This window comes from Streptomyces sp. CA-278952 (assembly GCF_028747205.1).
Classification (GTDB): Bacteria; Actinomycetota; Actinomycetes; order Streptomycetales; family Streptomycetaceae; genus Streptomyces.
Genome location: NZ_CP112880.1, coordinates 3,954,811 through 3,972,797, shown reverse-complemented (window position 1 = coordinate 3,972,797; position 17,987 = coordinate 3,954,811). Strand labels below are relative to the sequence as shown.

Sequence of the window (17,987 nt, the reverse complement as noted above, 5' to 3'; positions counted from 1 at the left end):
CAGCGTGAGTACAAGGGGCGGGACGGGCCATGAAGGCATTCAGACTGGACGAGCTGGAGGCGGAGCGGGCCGCCAACGACGGCGCTTACCTGCAGTTCGTGCGGGAACGCAATATGTCGGTCGGCCTGTACGCCCTGGACGCGGGAGCGCTCGATCCGCAGCAGCCGCACCAGCAGGACGAGGTCTACTTCGTCGTCAGCGGGCGGGCATCGATCACGGTGGGGACGGAGACGACGCAGGTCGGCAGGGGGAGCGTCGTCTACGTGCCCGCGGGCGTGGCCCACAAGTTCCACCACATCACCGAGGATCTGCGGGTGATGGTTGTCTTCTCGCCGCCCGAGGGCTGATTCTCGCCCGTCCGAAAGGTGAGCTTCCGTCCGGGGACCCGACGCGGCTGTCCCGGGGATCCCTAGGGGCTCGATCAGGGGTCTTCAAGGGCTGCCCGCCCCCGCGGGAGGCCTTGGCGCCTTTAGCATCGAGGCAAGGACTCAGAGAGACGAGGTAGAGGCGATGGCCGTGCGGGAGATATTCGCGGGAATGCCCTGGTGGGTGAAGTGGATCGCGGTGCCCGTCATTGCGATCTTCGTGTTCGGCGGGCTGATCGCCAGCGTCGTCGGCTTCGTGATCAGCCTGCTCTTCAAGGCGCTGGTCTTCGTCGTCGTGGTCGGCGGGCTGATCTTCGTCGTCCGCAAGTTCATGTCGTCGTCGTCCTCGCGCGGTGACTGGTAGCACACGGAACGCCGGTCGGCACGGGGCAGGTCCGTCCGTCCGGCCCGTCCGTCCCGGGCCCGTAGGACGAGGTGAGGTCAGCGCCGGCGGGGGAGATTAGCCCAGCAGAGCTAAGTCCCGGAGGAAACCACCCGTCTGCCGTAGGCGGCCGATACAGTGACAAAACACTGCCGCCATCCGGAATGTGACCTTCCGTCACCATATCGATCGCCTGATCGGTCCTGGGTACGACAGTCCGGTCGTTGGCCTTCCATCGTCGGCGCCCGGACCGGTCCTCGCCGGTCACGGGCCGGATCTCCGGTCCTCGGGATCGCGGCAGGCCCGTGGGGGCGGCCCCCACGGGAGGGCCGACGGCCCGTCACCATGCCTGGGGGTGGCCCTTGACCACGGCATCTAGCACCGCTGTGCCGACGTTGATCGGTTCGGTTCAGCGAGCATTGAGGCTGCTGGAGGCTGTGGGCACCCATCGGGACGGGGCGCCCGCCAAGCAACTGGCACGTGAGGCGGGGCTTCCGCTCCCGACCGCGTACCACTTGCTGCGGACCCTGACGCATGAGGGCTATCTCCGCCGCGAGAACGGTGTCTTCTTGTTCGGCGCGGCCGCCGAGAACCTGACCGCCGCCCCCGGGGTCCGGAGCCGCCCGCGCCCCGCCTCCGTCGCCGATTCCCTCGGCCGCTGGCGGGACGCCATCGGAGCCCCGGTGTACTGCGCCGTCTACTGCGACGGCGAGATCGATCTCATCGCGGTCGCGGACGCCCCCGAAACCCCGGCCGTGGAGGAGTGGGCCTCGTTCCGGGAAACCGCGCACGCGCACGCCATCGGCCAGTGTCTGCTCGCCCAACTCGACGAGCGAGCCCGCGAGGATCACCTCGACCGGCACCCCGTGCGCCCTCTCACCCGTTACTCAGTGCGAGATCGCGCCACGCTTCTGGAACGGCTGCGCACCCTCCGACGAGGTGAACCGGTCATCGAACGCCAGGAGTACGCACTGGGGACCGTGTGCGCCGCGATTCCCGTCACGGCCGGTGCCACCATTGCGGCGATGGCCATTTCCGTACCTCTCGACCGAGAGGATCGGTTGCTGCCCGCAGTCGAACAACTACGTGGCGAAGTCGCCAGCCTCTTGCGTTCGCTCGTGTTCTCTATCAGTATCTGAAAAATCACTCCTTGTGATCTGCTATCGCGTGCACCACGATGGCGTCAATAGGGCCATGGGGGATCATTCCTGGCCAGATTCATCTACTGCGGGGTTGAACGATGCGCGAGTCGGTTCAAGCAGAGGTCATGATGAGCTTCCTCGTCTCCGAGGAGCTCTCTTTCCGTATTCCGGTGGAGCTCCGGTACGAGGTCAGCGATCCGTATGCCATCCGAATGACGTTCCACCTTCCCGGCGATGCCCCTGTGACCTGGGCGTTCGGCCGCGAGTTGCTGCTGGACGGGCTCAACAGCCCGAGCGGCGACGGCGATGTGCACATCGGACCGACCGAGCCCGAGGGCCTCGGCGATGTGCACATCCGGCTTCAGGTCGGCGCGGACCGTGCGCTGTTCCGGGCCGGGACGGCGCCATTGGTGGCGTTTCTCGACCGGACGGACAAGCTCGTGCCGCTCGGTCAGGAGCACACGCTGGGTGACTTCGACGGGAACCTGGAGGATGCGCTCGGCCGCATCCTCGCCGAGGAGCAGAACGCGGGCTGACCGGGCGCGCACCCGATGTCCCGTCACCCCGTCTTACGACGACGGCCCCGACCCGTCCGCGCGGGTGCGGCCGTAGCCGCCTGGGCGCCGCCGGACCCCGGACGGTCCGCGGAGACGACCAGCGCCGCGAGCACCGTGGTCACCGGCACCGAGGCGACCAGGCCGATCGACCCGACCAGCGTGCGGACGATCTCCTCGGCGATCAGCTCGCTGTTGGCCACCGTCCCCACACTGCTCTGGGCAATGGAGAAGAGCAGCAGCAGTGGCAACGCCGCGCCCGCGTACGCCAGCACCAGGGTGTTGACCACCGAGGCGATGTGGTCCCTTCCGATCCGGATACCTGCCCGGTACAGCCCCTTCCAACCCATCCGCGGGTCCGCCTGGTGCAGTTCCCAGACGGCGGAGGTCTGGGTGACCGTCACATCGTCGAGCACTCCGAGCGAACCGATGATGACGCCGGCCAGCAGCAGACCGCTCATATCGATGTCCGGGTAGAGGCCGTGGATGAGGCCGGTGTTGTCGTCGGTATTTCCGCTCAGGTTCGCCCAGCCGATGAACAGGGAGCCCAGCAGCCCGATCAGCAGCAGCGAGATCAGCGTGCCGACGACCGCGACCGACGTGCGGGCCGTGACCCCGTGGCACAGATAGAGGGCCGCCAGCATGATCGCACTGGCCCCGATCACCGCCACGACCAGTGGGTTCGAGCCCTGGAGGATCGCCGGCAGGATGAATAGGGTCAGCACGCCGAACGACACGGCCAGCGCCACCAGCGCCATCACCCCCCGCATCCTGCCCACCAGGACCACCGCCAGCGCGAAGATCCCGGCCAGCACCGCCATCGGGATCTTCCGGTCCACGTCGGTCACCGAGTACTGGAGGTCGCGCGGCGCGTCGGGGGCGTACGCGACGACCACGCCCTGACCCTCCTTCAGCTGCCGGGGGGCGTCCGGCTGGACCACCTCGACGAACTTTCGGCCCTTGTCGTCGCCGCTGGTCACCTCGATGGTGGCCTTCGCGCACTCCCCCTCCTGCTCGTTGACGGCCTCGCGGCCCGAGGGCGTGGAGGTGTCGCCGGTCGGGGGCACCTGCGCGGCGTTGACGTCCGCGCAGTCGACCTTCACGACCTGGACGACCTTGCCGTCCTGGGTCTGCCGGTCGAATCCGACGCCGGTGCGCTCGTGGTCGGGCGCGCCGCCGGGCCAGAACGCGATCAGGCCGACGACGACCGCCGTCGCGAACGGGATCAGCACCGCGGCAATCACCTTGCGCAGGTGCCGGGAGACCGGAGCGGCCGGCCCGTGGCTGTGGGTGTGGCCGTGGCTGTGGCCCTGGGGCGGCTGGGGTGCGGGGTCGCTTTGGGGGGAGGTCACCTGGCGATCATCGCAAGAACGGGCGGCCCCTCTGGTCAGCTCGCCCGAAAGGACGCTAGCGTGGAGGCACCTTTGCACACGCGGGAGCTCGGAGCACCGGGCTGAGAGGGCGCTGATCGCCGTACATCCGTACGGGACACGCTGCGCCGACCGCCGAACCTGTTACCGGGTAATGCCGGCGTAGGGAGTAGGTCTCATGACCACAGCGGACGCACGCACGCCTGCCTCGAAACAGAACGACGGAACGCCGGACGGCACGACGCCGGGCGACGGGACGCGGAACGACGAGGCCGGGAAGTCCATCGGCTGGCACAAGGGGTACGTCCAGGGCTCGCGCCCGGACCTCCGGGTGCCGGTTCGACAGGTGCACCTCACCAACGGCAAGGACGTGACGCTGTACGACACGTCCGGGCCGTACACCGATCCCTCCATCGACACCGATGTCCGCCGGGGGCTCGCGCCCTTGCGGGAGAACTGGATCATCGCCCGCGGCGACACCGAGGAGTACGCGGGCCGGCCGGCCCGCCCCGAGGACGACGGGCTCAAGCACACCTCGCCGCGCGGCGGACTGCGCAACCTCGACGCGGTCTTCCCCGGCCGCCCGCGCCAGCCGCGCCGCAGCCGCGACGGACGTCCCGTCACCCAGCTCGCGTACGCCAGGAGAGGGGAGATCACCCCGGAGATGGAGTACGTGGCGATTCGGGAGAACGTGGAGCCCGAGGTCGTCCGCGAGGAGATCGCGCAGGGCCGGGCGGTGCTGCCCGCCAACGTCAACCACCCCGAGATCGAGCCGATGATCATCGGCAAGCGGTTCCTGGTGAAGGTCAACGCCAACATCGGCAACTCGGCCGTCACCTCCTCCATCGAGGAGGAGGTGGACAAGATGACCTGGGCGACGAAGTGGGGCGCCGACACGGTCATGGACCTGTCCACCGGCCGCAACATCCACACCACCCGAGAATGGGTGCTGCGCAACTCCCCCGTGCCGATCGGCACCGTCCCGCTCTACCAGGCCCTGGAGAAGGTCGACGGCCGGGCAGAGGAGCTGACCTGGGAGATCTACAAGGACACCGTCATCGAGCAGGCCGAGCAGGGCGTGGACTACATGACGGTGCACGCCGGTGTGCGCCTGCCGTACGTCCCGCTGACGGCCCGTCGTAAGACCGGCATCGTCTCGCGCGGCGGCTCGATCATGGCGGCCTGGTGTCTCGCCCATCACAAGGAGTCGTTCCTCTACGAGCACTTCGAGGAGCTCTCCGAGATCCTCGCGACCTACGACGTCACCTACTCCTTGGGTGACGGACTGCGTCCCGGTTCGATCGCTGACGCCAACGACGAGGCGCAGTTCGCCGAGCTGCGCACGCTGGGTGAGCTGAACACGATCGCCAAGCGCTTCGGCGTCCAGACCATGATCGAGGGCCCCGGGCATGTCCCGATGCACAAGATCAAGGAGAACATCGACCTCCAGCAGGAGATCTGCGAGGAGGCGCCGTTCTACACGCTCGGCCCGCTGACCACGGACGTCGCGCCCGCCTACGACCACATCACCTCGGGCATCGGCGCCGCGATGATCGCCTGGTGGGGCACCGCGATGCTCTGCTACGTCACGCCCAAGGAGCACCTGGGGCTGCCGAACCGGGATGACGTGAAGACGGGCGTCATCACCTACAAGATCGCCGCCCACGCGGCCGACCTGGCCAAGGGGCACCCGGGTGCGCAGGAGTGGGACGACGCTCTCTCCGACGCACGGTTCGAGTTCCGCTGGGAGGACCAGTTCAACCTGGCCCTCGACCCGGACACGGCACGGGAGTTCCATGACGAGACGCTGCCCGCCGAACCGGCGAAGACGGCGCACTTCTGCTCGATGTGCGGGCCGAAGTTCTGCTCGATGAAGATCTCCCAGGACATCCGGCGTCAGCACGGCGGTTCGCAGGAGGAGATCGAGGAGGGCATGGCCGAGAAGTCGAAGGAGTTCGCGGCCGCAGGCAACCGGGTCTACCTGCCCATCGCCGACTGATGCGGGCCGGCCGCCGGCCCGTCCCCGGCGGTCGGCTTCTCCGCAGGACTGAGGCCCGATCCGGCCAGGAGCCTGTGGGCGGTGTATGGCTTAACGAGTAACTACAGCCATTTCGCGTTGGTTTGACATGGTTGGCTGCCTTGTTAAGCGACAGTATGGACACAGTCGTGTGGCAGCTGTATGTACGTTTGGTCCGCAGCTCACCTGTGCTTGACCCCTTCCTTATCTGTGGCTTACTTTCCGGCTTGCTTGGCTTGAAATTGGCGCCCCCTCGGAACGGGGGCCGGGGAGGGAATCACAGTGAACTGGTACCTGGACGTACTCAAGAACTACGCAGGCTTCAGCGGACGCGCGCGCCGCAAGGAGTACTGGATGTTCGCGCTCTTCAACTTCATCATCGCCGTGGTGCTGACGGTGCTCGGCCTGGCGATCGACACGCAGATCCCGTACTACCTCTACCTCGCCGCGGTCCTCGTTCCGTCGCTGGCGGTCATGGTGCGCCGTCTGCACGACACCGGCCGCTCGGGCTGGTGGTTCTTCATCTCGTTCGTCCCGCTGGTCGGCGCCATCATCCTGCTCGTCTTCCTCGCCTCGGAGGGCAAGCCGGAGACGAACCAGCACGGTGCCAACCCGAAGCTGGCTCCGGCCGTCTGACCAGCAGCTCCGGTACGTTCCGGAGCACCGTGAGGCCGGGCGCGGCACACAGCCGCCCCGGCCTTCGCCGTACCCGGACCTCAGTCCGGCCGGTGCTCCGGACCGCCGAAGTCCGGGCTCGTGAAATCGGGGCTGGTGAAGGTCGGTCGGGGACCGGCAGCCGGGCCGTCGTCCGGGCCGGAGAAGTCCGGCCTGCTGTACCCGATCTTCGGGATGCGGTTGGGCGAACGGTGCGGGGTCCGTGCGGCGGGTCCCGCGGTGGGGTCGGCCAGGGCGTCCCGGAGGAACGGGAGGATGCCGCGCTCCAGCAGGGCGTGGCGCCACGCCTCCCTGGCCCGCGCGACGTCCTCCGGAAGCTCCTGCTCCTCGTTCTCGGCGGCCAGCGACGTCGCGCCGTTGCGGAGCGCGGTGACGAGCAGCCCGACGGCCGCGACCAGGATCGCCGCGGCGGCGACCGCGGCGAAGAACCACCCGGCCGCGACCATCGAGCCGCCGAAGGTCACCGACGGGCTGACCGCCTTCAGCAGATAGCCGACGAGCAGGAAGATGACGGCGGCGGAGCCGGCCAGCAGCGGGGTCAGAACCGTGATGACCGCGCCTACGCCGGCGCCCGCACCGGCCGCCGTGCTCTGCGGCCCGTCCGCGGCCGGGCCGCCGTCGATCCCTTCCGCGCTCGCCGCGCGGCGCAGTTCGCCGCGGGCCTTCACGTAGTGCTCGTACTCGGTGGCCGCGGCTGCGGTGATCAGCGCCGTGGCGCTGAGCGCCATGGTGCGCAGCTGTTCGGTGTTGAGCCGGTCCCCGACGCCCTCCAGGTCCGGGCGTTCATGAGCGTGGCGCAGTGCGTCGCCCAGGATCCGCTCGTACTCGGGTCCGTCCTCGGCCAGCAGGTGCGGAGCGCTTGTCATCTGCATCCCCCGATGCTCCGTCGGTGCCCGGCTGCCCGCGTGGACCGGGCGATCGGGCGGAAACGGAGGAGAGCCTGCCACTGATACGCCGATGGTAGAGCGCTCACGGCACGGGGTGACAGGGTGTTTCCAGAATTGGGCCCGGTGACGGGCCCGTCGATCGGCGAGGTCGGCGCAGGCGGAACCTGAAGCGCCTTCCCCGCCGACGGTCAGTCATGCAGCGGGAGTTGCACCACCAACAGCTTTCCGGCCATGGTCACTCCGCCGTCCATGGCGATGGCGAGATCGTCCGCGTACACGTGCGGGCCGTTGATCACGGGCCCTGCGCTGTCCTCGCCGTCCTCCGTGCCGACCTCGCCCAGGAGGTACGGAATGGGGCTGTGACCATGGACGACGCGCTGTCCGCCGTACGTCGTCAGCAGCTCGCGCACCGCCTGGGCGCCGCCCTCGTCCCGGAAGGCGAACCGCTTGGTGAGCTTGCGGAAGAGGTCCCAGCACTCGTCGGCGTCATTGCGCGTGAGAATGGCCGTGATCGTGTCATTGACGTCCTCGATGGTGGACCCGTAGTCGAGGTAGGCCGTCGTGTCGGAGTGCATCAGCAGATGCCCGTCCTCCTCGACGACCGCGTCGAGCCGGGACATCCACTGGAGGTGGACGTCCTGGAGGCGCTCCATGTCGGTCTTCTGGCCGCCGTTGAGCAGCCAGGCGGCCTGGAAGGTGGCGGTGCCCGCCCCGGAGTTGACGGGGGTGTCGGCGAACCGCTTGGCACCGATCAGCAGCAGCTCGTGGTTGCCCATCAGGGCCTTGCAGTAGCCGCCGGCCGCCGCCGCCTCGGCGGAGAGTCGCATGACGAGGTCGATGACCCCGATGCCGTCGGGCCCGCGGTCGGTGAAGTCGCCGAGGAACCACAGGCGGGCGTTGCCCGCGGCCCAGTTCCCGTCGGCGTCGATGAGGCCCTGCGCGCCGAGGGCGGCGATCAGCTCGTCGAGGTAGCCGTGGACGTCGCCGACGACGAAGAGCGGGCCGCGGCTTTCCTCGGCCACGAGGCGCGGCTCGGGAACCGTCTGCACCTGGACCGTGTCGCCGCGACGGATGACCGGGAGGTCCCGCTCGGTCGGGGTGTAGCCCTCCGGCTGCTCGTCGCCCACGACGGCGTTACCGGGATGCGGCGGCCGGGGCGGGGCGGGAGCGCGCGGCGGCACTGCCGGGGGCACCGAGGCACCGGGCGCCGGAGGGTTCGGTTCCGGCGCCCGCGGTGGCACCGGGGAAGGAGGTGCCGCCTGTGCTGGCGGTGGCACGGGTGTCTGCGCATACGGCGGAACCCGGAAGTCACGCAACGTCGCCGTCCGCACCACGGGTTCCTGACCGGCCCCCTGAGTCATCGACCCCTCCACCACCGTCGCGCCGCCGTACACCTGACGGGCCTTGCCTGGTAGAGGTGGTCCGCGGTGTCGTGCGCCCATCATAGGAATGCGGATCGATCTGTGTGACGCACCAGGGGTGGTGAATCCGGGCGCACGCACGGTTCACCGGCCGATTGGTCCGAAAAGAGATGATCAGTCCCCGCTGGGGGAGCGCGGTGCGCTGACCGTGGTGCGCGGCGGACGTCGTTGCGAGGAGGTCCGGACGATGAGCTCCGTCGGTATGACCTGCTCCACGGGCCCGTCGTGTTCGACCCCTTCGATGGCGTCGATGAGGAGCTGGACGACGGCCGTGCCGATGCGGCGGGGCTTCAGCGAGAGCGTCGTGATGGGCGGCTCGGTGGCCGCGTACACGGTGGACTCGCTGCAGCAGACCAGCAGCAGGTCCTCGGGGACCCGCAGCCCGTAGCGGCGGGCCGCGGCGAGGAGATCGGTCCCATTGGGGTCGAAGAGCCCGTAGACCGCGTCGGGGCGGTCCGGGCGGGCGAGCAGCCGGTCGGCGGCGACCGCCCCCGCGCAGGGGTCGTGGGCCGGGTAGGACTCGTAGACGGGATCCTGGCCGACCCGCTCGCACCAGTGGAGGTAGGCGGTGGTGGACAACCGGGTGTACGTGTCGGTGGTGTTGCCGGTCAGCAGGCCGATCCGGCGGGCTCCGGCGGCGGCGAGGTGGTCGAGGAGGTCGAGCACGGCGGCCCGGTGGTCGTTGTCGACCCAGGCGGTGACGGGGAGCGTCCCGGCCGGGCGGCCGTCCGAGACCACGGGCAGTCCCTGGCGGACGAGTTCGGTGACGACCGGGTCCTGGTCGGAGGGGTCGATGACGACGGTCCCGTCGAGCGCGACGTTCGACCAGACGTCGTGCCGGGAGGTGGCGGGGAGGATGACGAGGGCGTAGCCGCGGGCGAGCGCCGCGGAGGTCGCGGCTCTCGCCATCTCCGCGAAGTACGCGAATTCGGTGAAGGTGAAAGGTTCATTCCCGTACGTGGTCACGGTCAGGCCGATCAGGCCCGACTTGCCCGTACGGAGGGTTCGGGCCGCGGCGGACGGGCGGTAGCCCAGGCGCTCGGCGACCTCGCGGACATGGCGGCGGGTGGCGTCCGGGAGCCTGCCCTTGCCGTTGAGCGCGTCGGAGACGGTCGTGATCGAGACTCCGGCCGCGGCGGCCACATCACGGATCCCCGCCCGTCCTGGCCGGCCGCTGCGCCGGGGGGTCTCCGTCCGGCTCACCTGGTGCTTCCCTGCTGCTGTCATGGCGAGCCGATAGTAGGGCTCCGAGGGGTGGTCGGTCCGGTCGCATATGCGCACGTTGACAGGCACGTTTCTGCAAGGTCACTAACCATCAGAATCCTTGCAATGCAAGGGAGTTGGCCGCTCTTGCATAGGTGTTTCAGGTGCTGGAGGGCGGCAGCCTGCTGTATGTGCGATGTCTCGAAGAGGTCTCAACTCACCACTTCGGGGGACGCGCGCCACGGCGCGAGCCACCGGCGCGCGCCGAAAAGCGAAACGCTCCCCCCGGGAGAGGGCCCGGACCGGCCCCACGCGAGGCCCCATTCCCGGGCACTGCGGTCGATTTCCCGCTCGGGCCATTCGCAGCGGGGCCCAATCCTCTTAAGGTGTGCAGTATTGCTGTGAACGGACGGTCGAGGAGGACCTGCGGTGAGCGAGACGAGCCCCAAGCTGCGCGCCGAACTGGACGGCGTTCCCGCCTATGTGCCGGGGAAGCCCGCGGCGGCCGGTGGACCGGTCGCGTACAAGCTGTCCTCCAACGAGAATCCCTATCCGCCGCTGCCGGGGGTGCTGGAGTCGGCGCTCGCCGCCGCGGGGAACTTCAACCGCTACCCGGACATGGCGTGCACCGGCCTGATGAACGAGCTGGCCGACCGTTTCGGTGTGCCCCTGACGGACCTCGCCGCCGGCACCGGGTCGGTGGGGGTGGCCCAGCAGCTGCTCCAGGCCACCTCCGGGCCCGGCGACGAGGTCATCTACGCCTGGCGGTCCTTCGAGGCGTACCCGATCATCACGCAGGTCAGCGGCGCGACCTCGGTGAAGGTCCCGCTGACCGACGGCGAGGTGCACGACCTCGACGCGATGGCGGAGGCGATCACCGACCGGACCCGGCTGATCTTCGTCTGCAATCCCAACAACCCCACCGGCACGGTGGTGCGCCGGGCCGAGCTGGAACGGTTCCTCGACCGGGTGCCGAGCGACGTGCTGGTGGTGCTCGACGAGGCGTACAAGGAGTTCATCCGCGACGCCGAGGTGCCGGACGGCATCGAGATCTACCGGGACCGGCCCAACGTGGCGGTGCTGCGGACCTTCTCCAAGGCGTACGGCCTGGCCGGGCTGCGGGTCGGCTTCGCGGTGGCCCACGAGCCGGTGGCCGCGGCACTGCGCAAGACCGCCGTCCCCTTCGGGGTGAGCCAGCTCGCCCAGGACGCGGCGGTGGCCTCGCTCCGCGCGGAGGACGAGCTGCTGGGCCGGGTGGGCTCGCTGGTCGCCGAGCGCGCCCGGGTGAGCGCGGAGCTGGTGCGCCAGGGCTGGACGGTGCCGGAGTCGCAGGCGAACTTCGTCTGGCTGCGGCTCGGCGAGCGGACCCTCGACTTCGCCGCTGCCTGCGAGCGGGCCGGGGTGGTCGTGCGGCCCTTCAAGGGTGAGGGCGTCCGGGTCTCGATCGGTGAGAGCGAGGGCAACGACCTCTTCCTGAAGACGGCGGAGGCGTTCCGCGCGGAGCTGTAGACCCGCACGCGCCTGTAGTGCCGACTGGCCCCGGACCTCGATCGCGAGGTCCGGGGCCCTTTTGCGTGGGGCGGGGGCCGGGTTCGTGGGGCGGGGGCCGAAAAGGGGTACCCCCGGCGATGGGTCCGAAAGTATGTGCGTCATAATTGCTTGTGAATGTGAACGCTTTCACAAGCTCGCCTGCTTTCTCCCGTAATCGGTGGGATCGAAGGGGCGTAGTGCCGGTATGACCACGGCGATGTAAGGAGACTGACGACGTGGACCTCGCTCTGGCGCCGGAGACCCTGGCGCGATGGCAGTTCGGCATCACCACCGTCTACCACTTCCTCTTCGTCCCCCTGACGATCTCGCTCGCCGCGCTCACCGCCGGCCTGCAGACCGCCTGGGTGCGGACGGAGAACGAGAAGTACCTCAGGGCGACCAAGTTCTGGGGCAAGCTGTTCCTGATCAACATCGCCATGGGCGTCGTCACGGGCATCGTCCAGGAGTTCCAGTTCGGCATGAACTGGTCCGACTACTCGCGCTTCGTCGGTGACGTCTTCGGCGCTCCGCTCGCCTTCGAGGCGCTGATCGCCTTCTTCTTCGAGTCCACCTTCATCGGCCTGTGGATCTTCGGCTGGGACAAGCTGCCGAAGAAGATCCACCTCGCCTGCATCTGGATGGTCTCGATCGGCACGGTCCTCTCCGCCTACTTCATCCTGGCGGCCAACTCCTGGATGCAGCACCCGGTCGGCTACCGGATCAACGAGGAACGCGGCCGCGCCGAGCTCACCGACTTCTGGCGGGTGCTCACCCAGGACACCGCGGTCACCCAGTTCTTCCACACCATCACGGCGGCGTTCCTGGTCGGCGGGGCCTTCATGGTCGGCATCGCCGCGTTCCACCTGGCGCGCAAGAAGCACATCCCGGTGATGCGGACCTCGCTGCGCCTGGGCCTGATCACCGTCGTGGTCGCCGGAATGCTCACCGCCGTCAGCGGCGACAGCCTCGCCAAGGTCATGTTCCGGCAGCAGCCGATGAAGATGGCCGCCGCCGAGGCCCTCTGGGACGGACAGGACGGGGCGCCGTTCTCGATCTTCGCGTACGGGGACGTCAGCAAGGGCCACAACTCGGTCGAGATCTCGATCCCCGGTGTGCTCTCCTTCCTCGCCAACAACGACCCGAACTCGTACGTCCCCGGCATCAACGACATCAACAAGAGCATGGAGGAGAAGTACGGGCCCGGCGACTACCGCCCCAACATCCCGGTCGCGTTCTGGAGCTTCCGGTGGATGATCGGCTTCGGCATGGCCTCCTTCGGCCTCGGCCTCCTGGGGCTCTGGCTGACCCGGAGGAAGTTCCTGCTGCCACCGGCGCTGCGGACCGGTGAGGACGAGGTGCCCCATCTGGTCCTCTTCAGGAACAAGGCGCTGAGCCCGAGGCTCACCAAGCTCTACTGGGTCGTCGCGCTCTGGACGCTGCTCTTCCCGCTGATCGCCAACTCCTGGGGCTGGATCTTCACCGAGATGGGCCGCCAGCCGTGGGTCGTCTACGGGGTGCTCCAGACCCGCGCGGGGGTCTCCCCCGGTGTCTCGCAGGGCGAGGTCATCACCTCGATGGTCGTCTTCACCCTGCTGTACGCGGTGCTCGCCGTGATCGAGGTGAAGCTGCTCGTGAAGTACATCAAGGCCGGCCCCCCGGAACTCACCGAGGACGACCTCAACCCGCCCACCCGGATCGGCGGCCACGACGAAGAAGACGCCGACCGGCCGATGGCCTTCTCGTACTGAGCACAGGAGCTGAGAGATGGAACTCCACGACGTCTGGTTCGTGCTCATAGCCGTCCTCTGGACCGGCTACTTCTTCCTGGAGGGATTCGACTTCGGCATCGGGGTCCTCACCAAGCTGCTGGCCCGTGACCGCAAGGAGCGCCGGGTCCTGATCAACACGATCGGGCCCGTCTGGGACGGCAACGAGGTCTGGCTGCTCAGCGCCGGCGGCGCGACCTTCGCCGCCTTCCCCGAGTGGTACGCCACCCTGTTCTCCGGCTTCTACCTGCCGCTGCTGATCATCCTGTTCTGCCTGATCGTCCGCGGCGTCGCCTTCGAGTACCGCGCCAAGCGGCCCGAGGAGCGGTGGCAGACGAACTGGGAGACCGCGATCTTCTGGACCTCACTGATTCCGGCGGTGCTCTGGGGCGTGGCCTTCGGGAACATCGTGCGGGGCGTGAAGATCGACGCCGAGATGGAGTACGTCGGCAATTTCTGGGACCTCCTCAACCCGTACGCGATCCTCGGCGGTCTCGTCACCCTCACCCTCTTCACCTTCCACGGGGCGGTGTTCGCCGGCCTCAAGACGGCGGGCGACATCCGGGCCCGGGCCCGCTCACTCGCGCTGAAGCTGGGACCGGTCACCGCGGTGCTCGCGCTGGGCTTCCTGGTCTGGACGCAGGCGGACAACGGGGACGCCTGGAGCCTGGGGGCCATGATCGTGGCGGGGGTGGCGCTCCTGGCCGCGATCGGGGCCATCGCCAAGGGCCGCGAGGGCTGGTCGTTCGCGTTCTCGGGCGTGACGATCGCGGCGGCGGTCGCGATGCTCTTCCTGACGCTCTTCCCCAACGTCATGCCGTCCTCGCTGAACGACGCCTGGAACCTCACGGTCACCAACGCCTCGTCCAGCCCGTACACGCTCAAGATCATGACCTGGTGCGCGGGTATCGCCACGCCCATCGTGCTGCTGTACCAGAGCTGGACCTACTGGGTCTTCCGCAAGCGCATCGGCACCCAGCACATCGCCGACGCGCACTGACTCCGGTGAGCTGCCGCGGGCCCCGCGAGGCGCGCGGCAGCTCACCAGCCCGCAGAGTTCACCGACCCCGCCGGGGGGATGTTTCACGTGAAACCGATCGATCCGCGTCTGCTCCACTACGCACGCGCCACCCGCCTCTTCCTGGCGGCCGTGGTGGCCCTCGGCCTGGTCGGCGCCCTGCTGGTGATCGCCCAGGCGATGCTCATCGCCGAGATCGTGGTGGGCGGTTTCGAGGGCGGGCTCACGGTCACCGCGCTGCGCACCCCTCTTCTGCTGCTCGCCGCGGTCGCCCTCGGCCGGGCCTTCGTCGCCTGGCTCACCGAACTGGCGGCCCATCGCGCCAGCGCGGCCGTCAAGTCCGAACTGCGCGGCCGGCTCCTGGAGCGGGCGGCGCGACTGGGCCCCGACTGGCTGAGCGGGCAGCGCACCGGTTCGCTCGTCGCGCTGGCGACCCGGGGCATCGACGCGCTCGACGACTACTTCGCCCGCTACCTCCCGCAGCTCGGACTCGCCGTCGTGGTGCCCGTGGCGGTGCTCGCCCGGATCGTCACCGAGGACTGGGTGTCGGCGGCGATCATCGTCGTCACGCTGCCGCTCATCCCGCTCTTCATGATCCTGATCGGCTGGGCCACCCAGTCCCGGATGGATCGCCAGTGGCAGCTGCTGTCCCGGCTCTCCGGGCACTTCCTGGACGTCGTCGCCGGGCTGCCGACCCTGAAGGTCTTCGGGCGGGCCAAGGCGCAGGCCGAATCGATCCGCACGATCACCTCCGACTACCGCCGGGCCACCCTGCGAACCCTGCGGATCGCCTTCCTGTCCTCGTTCGCCCTGGAGCTGCTGGCGACCCTGTCGGTGGCCCTCGTCGCCGTCACGATCGGCATGCGGCTCGTCCACGGCGAACTCGACCTCTACACCGGCCTGGTGGTCCTGATCCTGGCTCCGGAGGCGTATCTGCCGATCCGCCAGGTCGGAGCGCAGTACCACGCGGCGGCCGAGGGCCTGTCGGCCGCCGAGGAGATCTTCACGGTCCTGGAGACCGCACCCCGGGCCTCGGGCACCGAGGACGTCCCGGACGCGCTGCGCCTGGAACTGGCGGACGTGACCGTACGCCACGAGGGCCGCACCGGACCCTCGCTGGACGCCGCGTCGCTCACCGTGGAGCCGGGGGAGACCGTCGCCCTGGTCGGCCCGAGCGGGGTCGGCAAGTCCACGCTGCTGCACGTGCTTCTCGGGTTCGCCGCACCCGACGAGGGGCGCGTCCGGGTCGGCGGCCGGGACCTCGAGGACCTCGACCTCGAACGCTGGCGGAGCCGTATCGCCTGGGTCCCCCAGCGCCCCCACCTCTTCGCGGACACCATCGCCGAGAACGTGCGCCTCGCGCGGCCCGACGCCGACGACGAGGCGGTCCTCGCGGCGCTGCGGGACGCGGGCGCGTACGACTTCGTCGCGGCGCTGCCCGACGGGATGCGGACGGCCCTGGGCGAGGACGGCGCCGGACTCTCCGCGGGCCAGCGCCAGCGCCTCGCCCTCGCCCGGGCGTTCCTCGCCGACCGGCCGCTCCTGCTGCTGGACGAGCCGACCGCGAGCCTGGACGGCGAGAGCGAGGCGGGCATCGTCGACGCCGTACGGAGGCTGGCCGCCGGGCGGACCGTGCTGCTGGTCGTCCACCGCCCGGCCCTGCTGGCGGTCGCCGACCGCGTGGTGGCCCTGGAGCCGCGTACCGACGTGCGGGAGCGGACCGAGGACGGGGGCCGCGGTACGCGTGCCGCCGCCGCCGGACCGGCCGTCCCGCAGCCGCTCGCCGGGGGCGAGCTCCTGGACGCCCACCGGGCGGAGGAACTGCGCGCGGCCGACGGCGGACCGCGGAGGACCGGTGCCCGCTCCGGGCGGGTGCTCGCCCGGGTTCGCGAGTCCGCCGGTACGCAGCGCGGACGACTGATCCTGGCCCTGCTGCTCGGCAGCCTGGCGGTCGGGTCGGCCGTGGGGCTCATGGCGGTCTCCGGCTGGCTGATCTCCCGCGCTTCCGAAGAGCCGCCGGTCATGTACTTGATGATGGCGGTCACCGCGACCCGCGCCTTCGGCATCGGCCGGGCGGTCTTCCGCTACGCCGAGCGGCTCGTCTCGCACGACGCCGTCCTGAAGCTCCTCGCCGATCTGCGGGTCTCCGTCTACCGGGGCCTCGAACGCATCGCCCCCGGGGGCCTGCGCACCACGCGGCGCGGCGACCTGCTGTCCCGGCTCGTCGCCGATGTGGACGCGCTCCAGGACTACTGGCTGCGCTGGCTGCTGCCGGTCGGCACCGCCGTCGTGGTGGGGGCCGCGGCCGCCGGATTCACCGGCTGGCTGCTCCCGGAGGCCGGCGTGGTCCTGGCCGTGGGGCTGCTGGTCGCCGGGGTCGGCGTCCCGCTCGTCAGCGGTGCCTGTGCCCGCCGTACGGAGCGGCAGCTCGCACCCGCCCGTGCCGCCCTGGCCACCCGGGTCACCGACCTCCTGGGCGCCACCGCCGAACTGACCGTCGCGGGCGCGCTGCCCGCCCGCCAGGCGCGGCTGCGCGCGGCCGACACGCTGCTGACCCGGATCGCCTCGCGCGCCGCCGCCGCGACGGCACTGGGCGGCGGACTGTCCGCCCTGGTCTGCGGGCTCACGGTGGTGGCCGCCGCGGCCGTCGCCGTCCCCGCCGTGCAGGACGGCCGGCTGTCCGGTGTCGCGCTCGCCGTGGTGGTGCTGACCCCGCTCGCCGCCTTCGAGGCCGTCACCGGGCTGCCGCTCGCGGTGCAGTACCGCCAGCGCGTCGCCCGGAGCGCCGAGCGGGTGTTCGAGGTGCTGGACGCCCCCGTGCCCGTACGGGAGCCCGAGGCCCCCGCCGAGGAGCCCGCGTCGCCCTTCCCGCTGGAGGTACGGGGGCTGAGCGCCCGCTACCCGGGGGCCCGGCACGACGCGCTGGCCTCGCTCGACCTGACGCTGACGCCCGGTCGGCGCATCGCGGTCGTGGGCCCCTCGGGCTCGGGCAAGACGACGCTCGCCCAGGTCCTGCTGCGCTTTCTGGACGCTTCGACGGGGACGTACCGGCTGGGCGGCGTCGAGGCGTCCGCGCTGGAATCGGAGACGGTCCGGCGCTCGGTCGGGCTGTGTGCCCAGGACGCGCACGTCTTCGACAGCACGATCCGTGAGAACCTGCGCCTGGCCCGCCCTGGGGCGACCGACGCCGAACTGCGCGACGCGCTCTCCAGGGCCCGGCTCCTGGACTGGGTGCTGGCCCTGCCGGAGGAGCTCGACACCCCGGTGGGCGAGCACGGCGCGCGGCTCTCCGGCGGCCAGCGCCAGCGCCTCGCGCTGGCCCGCGCGCTGCTCGCGGGCTTCCCCGTACTCGTCCTGGACGAGCCGGCCGAACACCTCGACCTGCCGACCGCCGACGCCCTCACCGCCGACCTGCTGGACGCGACCCGTGGTTGCGCGACGGTACTGATCACCCACCGGCTGACCGGCCTCGACACCGTCGACGAGGTGCTGGTGCTGGACGCGGGCCGGGTCGTGCAGCGCGGACCGTACGCCGAACTCGCCGCCGAGGACGGGCCGCTGCGCCGCATGGTGGAGCGCGAACGGGAGACGGTCGGGGCGGGGGTCCGGTAGCGGCGGCCGCCCCCGGTCCGGGCCCCGGACGGCCGGCGCCCCTTC

14 protein-coding genes are annotated in these 17,987 nt (G+C 70.2%); 10 read left to right on the top strand and 4 right to left on the bottom strand.

Going from position 1 to position 17,987, the window contains the following annotated elements; genetic code table 11:
* Nucleotides 1-29 precede the first annotated feature (29 nt).
* The 4 genes from N7925_RS17780 (at nt 30) to N7925_RS17765 (ending at nt 2,425) form a co-directional block, all read left to right on the top strand.
* The gene (locus tag N7925_RS17780; protein ID WP_015577932.1) at nt 30-347 is read left to right on the top strand and encodes a cupin domain-containing protein; all 318 of its coding nucleotides are present in this window, start codon (nt 30-32) and stop codon (nt 345-347) included.
* A 169-nt stretch (nt 348-516) separates the two neighbouring features.
* Nucleotides 517-729, top strand: a complete 213-nt coding sequence (locus N7925_RS17775) for a DUF5326 family protein (protein ID WP_265600552.1) — start codon at nt 517-519, stop codon at nt 727-729.
* 380 nt (nt 730-1,109) lie between these two features.
* On the top strand, nt 1,110-1,886 hold the full coding sequence (locus N7925_RS17770) for an IclR family transcriptional regulator (protein WP_322784792.1): 777 nt from the start codon (nt 1,110-1,112) through the stop codon (nt 1,884-1,886).
* 101 nt (nt 1,887-1,987) lie between these two features.
* On the top strand, nt 1,988-2,425 hold the full coding sequence (locus N7925_RS17765) for an SsgA family sporulation/cell division regulator (RefSeq protein WP_265600551.1): 438 nt from the start codon (nt 1,988-1,990) through the stop codon (nt 2,423-2,425).
* 23 nt (nt 2,426-2,448) lie between these two features.
* Here the strand turns inward: N7925_RS17765 and N7925_RS17760 are convergent, their stop codons facing one another.
* Nucleotides 2,449-3,795, bottom strand: coding sequence for a YibE/F family protein (locus N7925_RS17760; protein ID WP_274344433.1), 1,347 nt, complete (start codon nt 3,793-3,795; stop codon nt 2,449-2,451).
* A 196-nt stretch (nt 3,796-3,991) separates the two neighbouring features.
* Here N7925_RS17760 and thiC point away from each other — a divergent pair, with 196 nt between their 5' ends.
* On the top strand, nt 3,992-5,812 hold the full coding sequence (gene thiC / locus N7925_RS17755) for a phosphomethylpyrimidine synthase ThiC (protein WP_274344432.1): 1,821 nt from the start codon (nt 3,992-3,994) through the stop codon (nt 5,810-5,812).
* Nucleotides 5,813-6,112: 300 nt separating this feature from the next.
* Complete coding sequence (locus N7925_RS17750) at nt 6,113-6,466, top strand: DUF805 domain-containing protein (protein WP_274344431.1); 354 nt, start codon at nt 6,113-6,115, stop codon at nt 6,464-6,466.
* Between the two features lie 80 nt (nt 6,467-6,546).
* On the opposite strand, the gene N7925_RS17745 is transcribed toward N7925_RS17750, so the two are convergent.
* The 3 genes from N7925_RS17745 to N7925_RS17735 all read right to left on the bottom strand — a co-directional run bounded on the left by N7925_RS17745 (nt 6,547) and on the right by N7925_RS17735 (nt 10,040).
* Nucleotides 6,547-7,377, bottom strand: a complete 831-nt coding sequence (locus N7925_RS17745) for a hypothetical protein (RefSeq protein WP_265600547.1) — start codon at nt 7,375-7,377, stop codon at nt 6,547-6,549.
* 203 nt (nt 7,378-7,580) lie between these two features.
* On the bottom strand, nt 7,581-8,768 hold the full coding sequence (locus tag N7925_RS17740) for a metallophosphoesterase (protein ID WP_443032348.1): 1,188 nt from the start codon (nt 8,766-8,768) through the stop codon (nt 7,581-7,583).
* Between the two features lie 159 nt (nt 8,769-8,927).
* Nucleotides 8,928-10,040 (bottom strand): LacI family DNA-binding transcriptional regulator, encoded by a 1,113-nt coding sequence (locus N7925_RS17735; RefSeq protein WP_006126041.1) that lies wholly within the window; start codon nt 10,038-10,040, stop codon nt 8,928-8,930.
* A 405-nt stretch (nt 10,041-10,445) separates the two neighbouring features.
* On the opposite strand from N7925_RS17735, the gene hisC reads away from it, so the two are divergent.
* The 4 genes from hisC (at nt 10,446) to cydD (ending at nt 17,942) form a co-directional block, all read left to right on the top strand.
* Nucleotides 10,446-11,525 carry a histidinol-phosphate transaminase gene (gene hisC / locus N7925_RS17730; protein ID WP_274344429.1) on the top strand — a complete coding sequence of 360 codons (1,080 nt, stop codon included), beginning with the start codon at nt 10,446-10,448 and terminating at the stop codon, nt 11,523-11,525.
* A gap of 257 nt (nt 11,526-11,782) precedes the next feature.
* Complete coding sequence (locus tag N7925_RS17725) at nt 11,783-13,294, top strand: cytochrome ubiquinol oxidase subunit I (protein WP_274344428.1); 1,512 nt, start codon at nt 11,783-11,785, stop codon at nt 13,292-13,294.
* A 16-nt stretch (nt 13,295-13,310) separates the two neighbouring features.
* Complete coding sequence (gene cydB / locus N7925_RS17720) at nt 13,311-14,312, top strand: cytochrome d ubiquinol oxidase subunit II (RefSeq protein WP_265600544.1); 1,002 nt, start codon at nt 13,311-13,313, stop codon at nt 14,310-14,312.
* A gap of 87 nt (nt 14,313-14,399) precedes the next feature.
* A complete protein-coding gene (cydD, locus tag N7925_RS17715) occupies nt 14,400-17,942 on the top strand; it encodes a thiol reductant ABC exporter subunit CydD (RefSeq protein WP_274344427.1) in 3,543 nt (1,180 codons plus the stop codon).
* Nucleotides 17,943-17,987 lie beyond the last annotated feature (45 nt).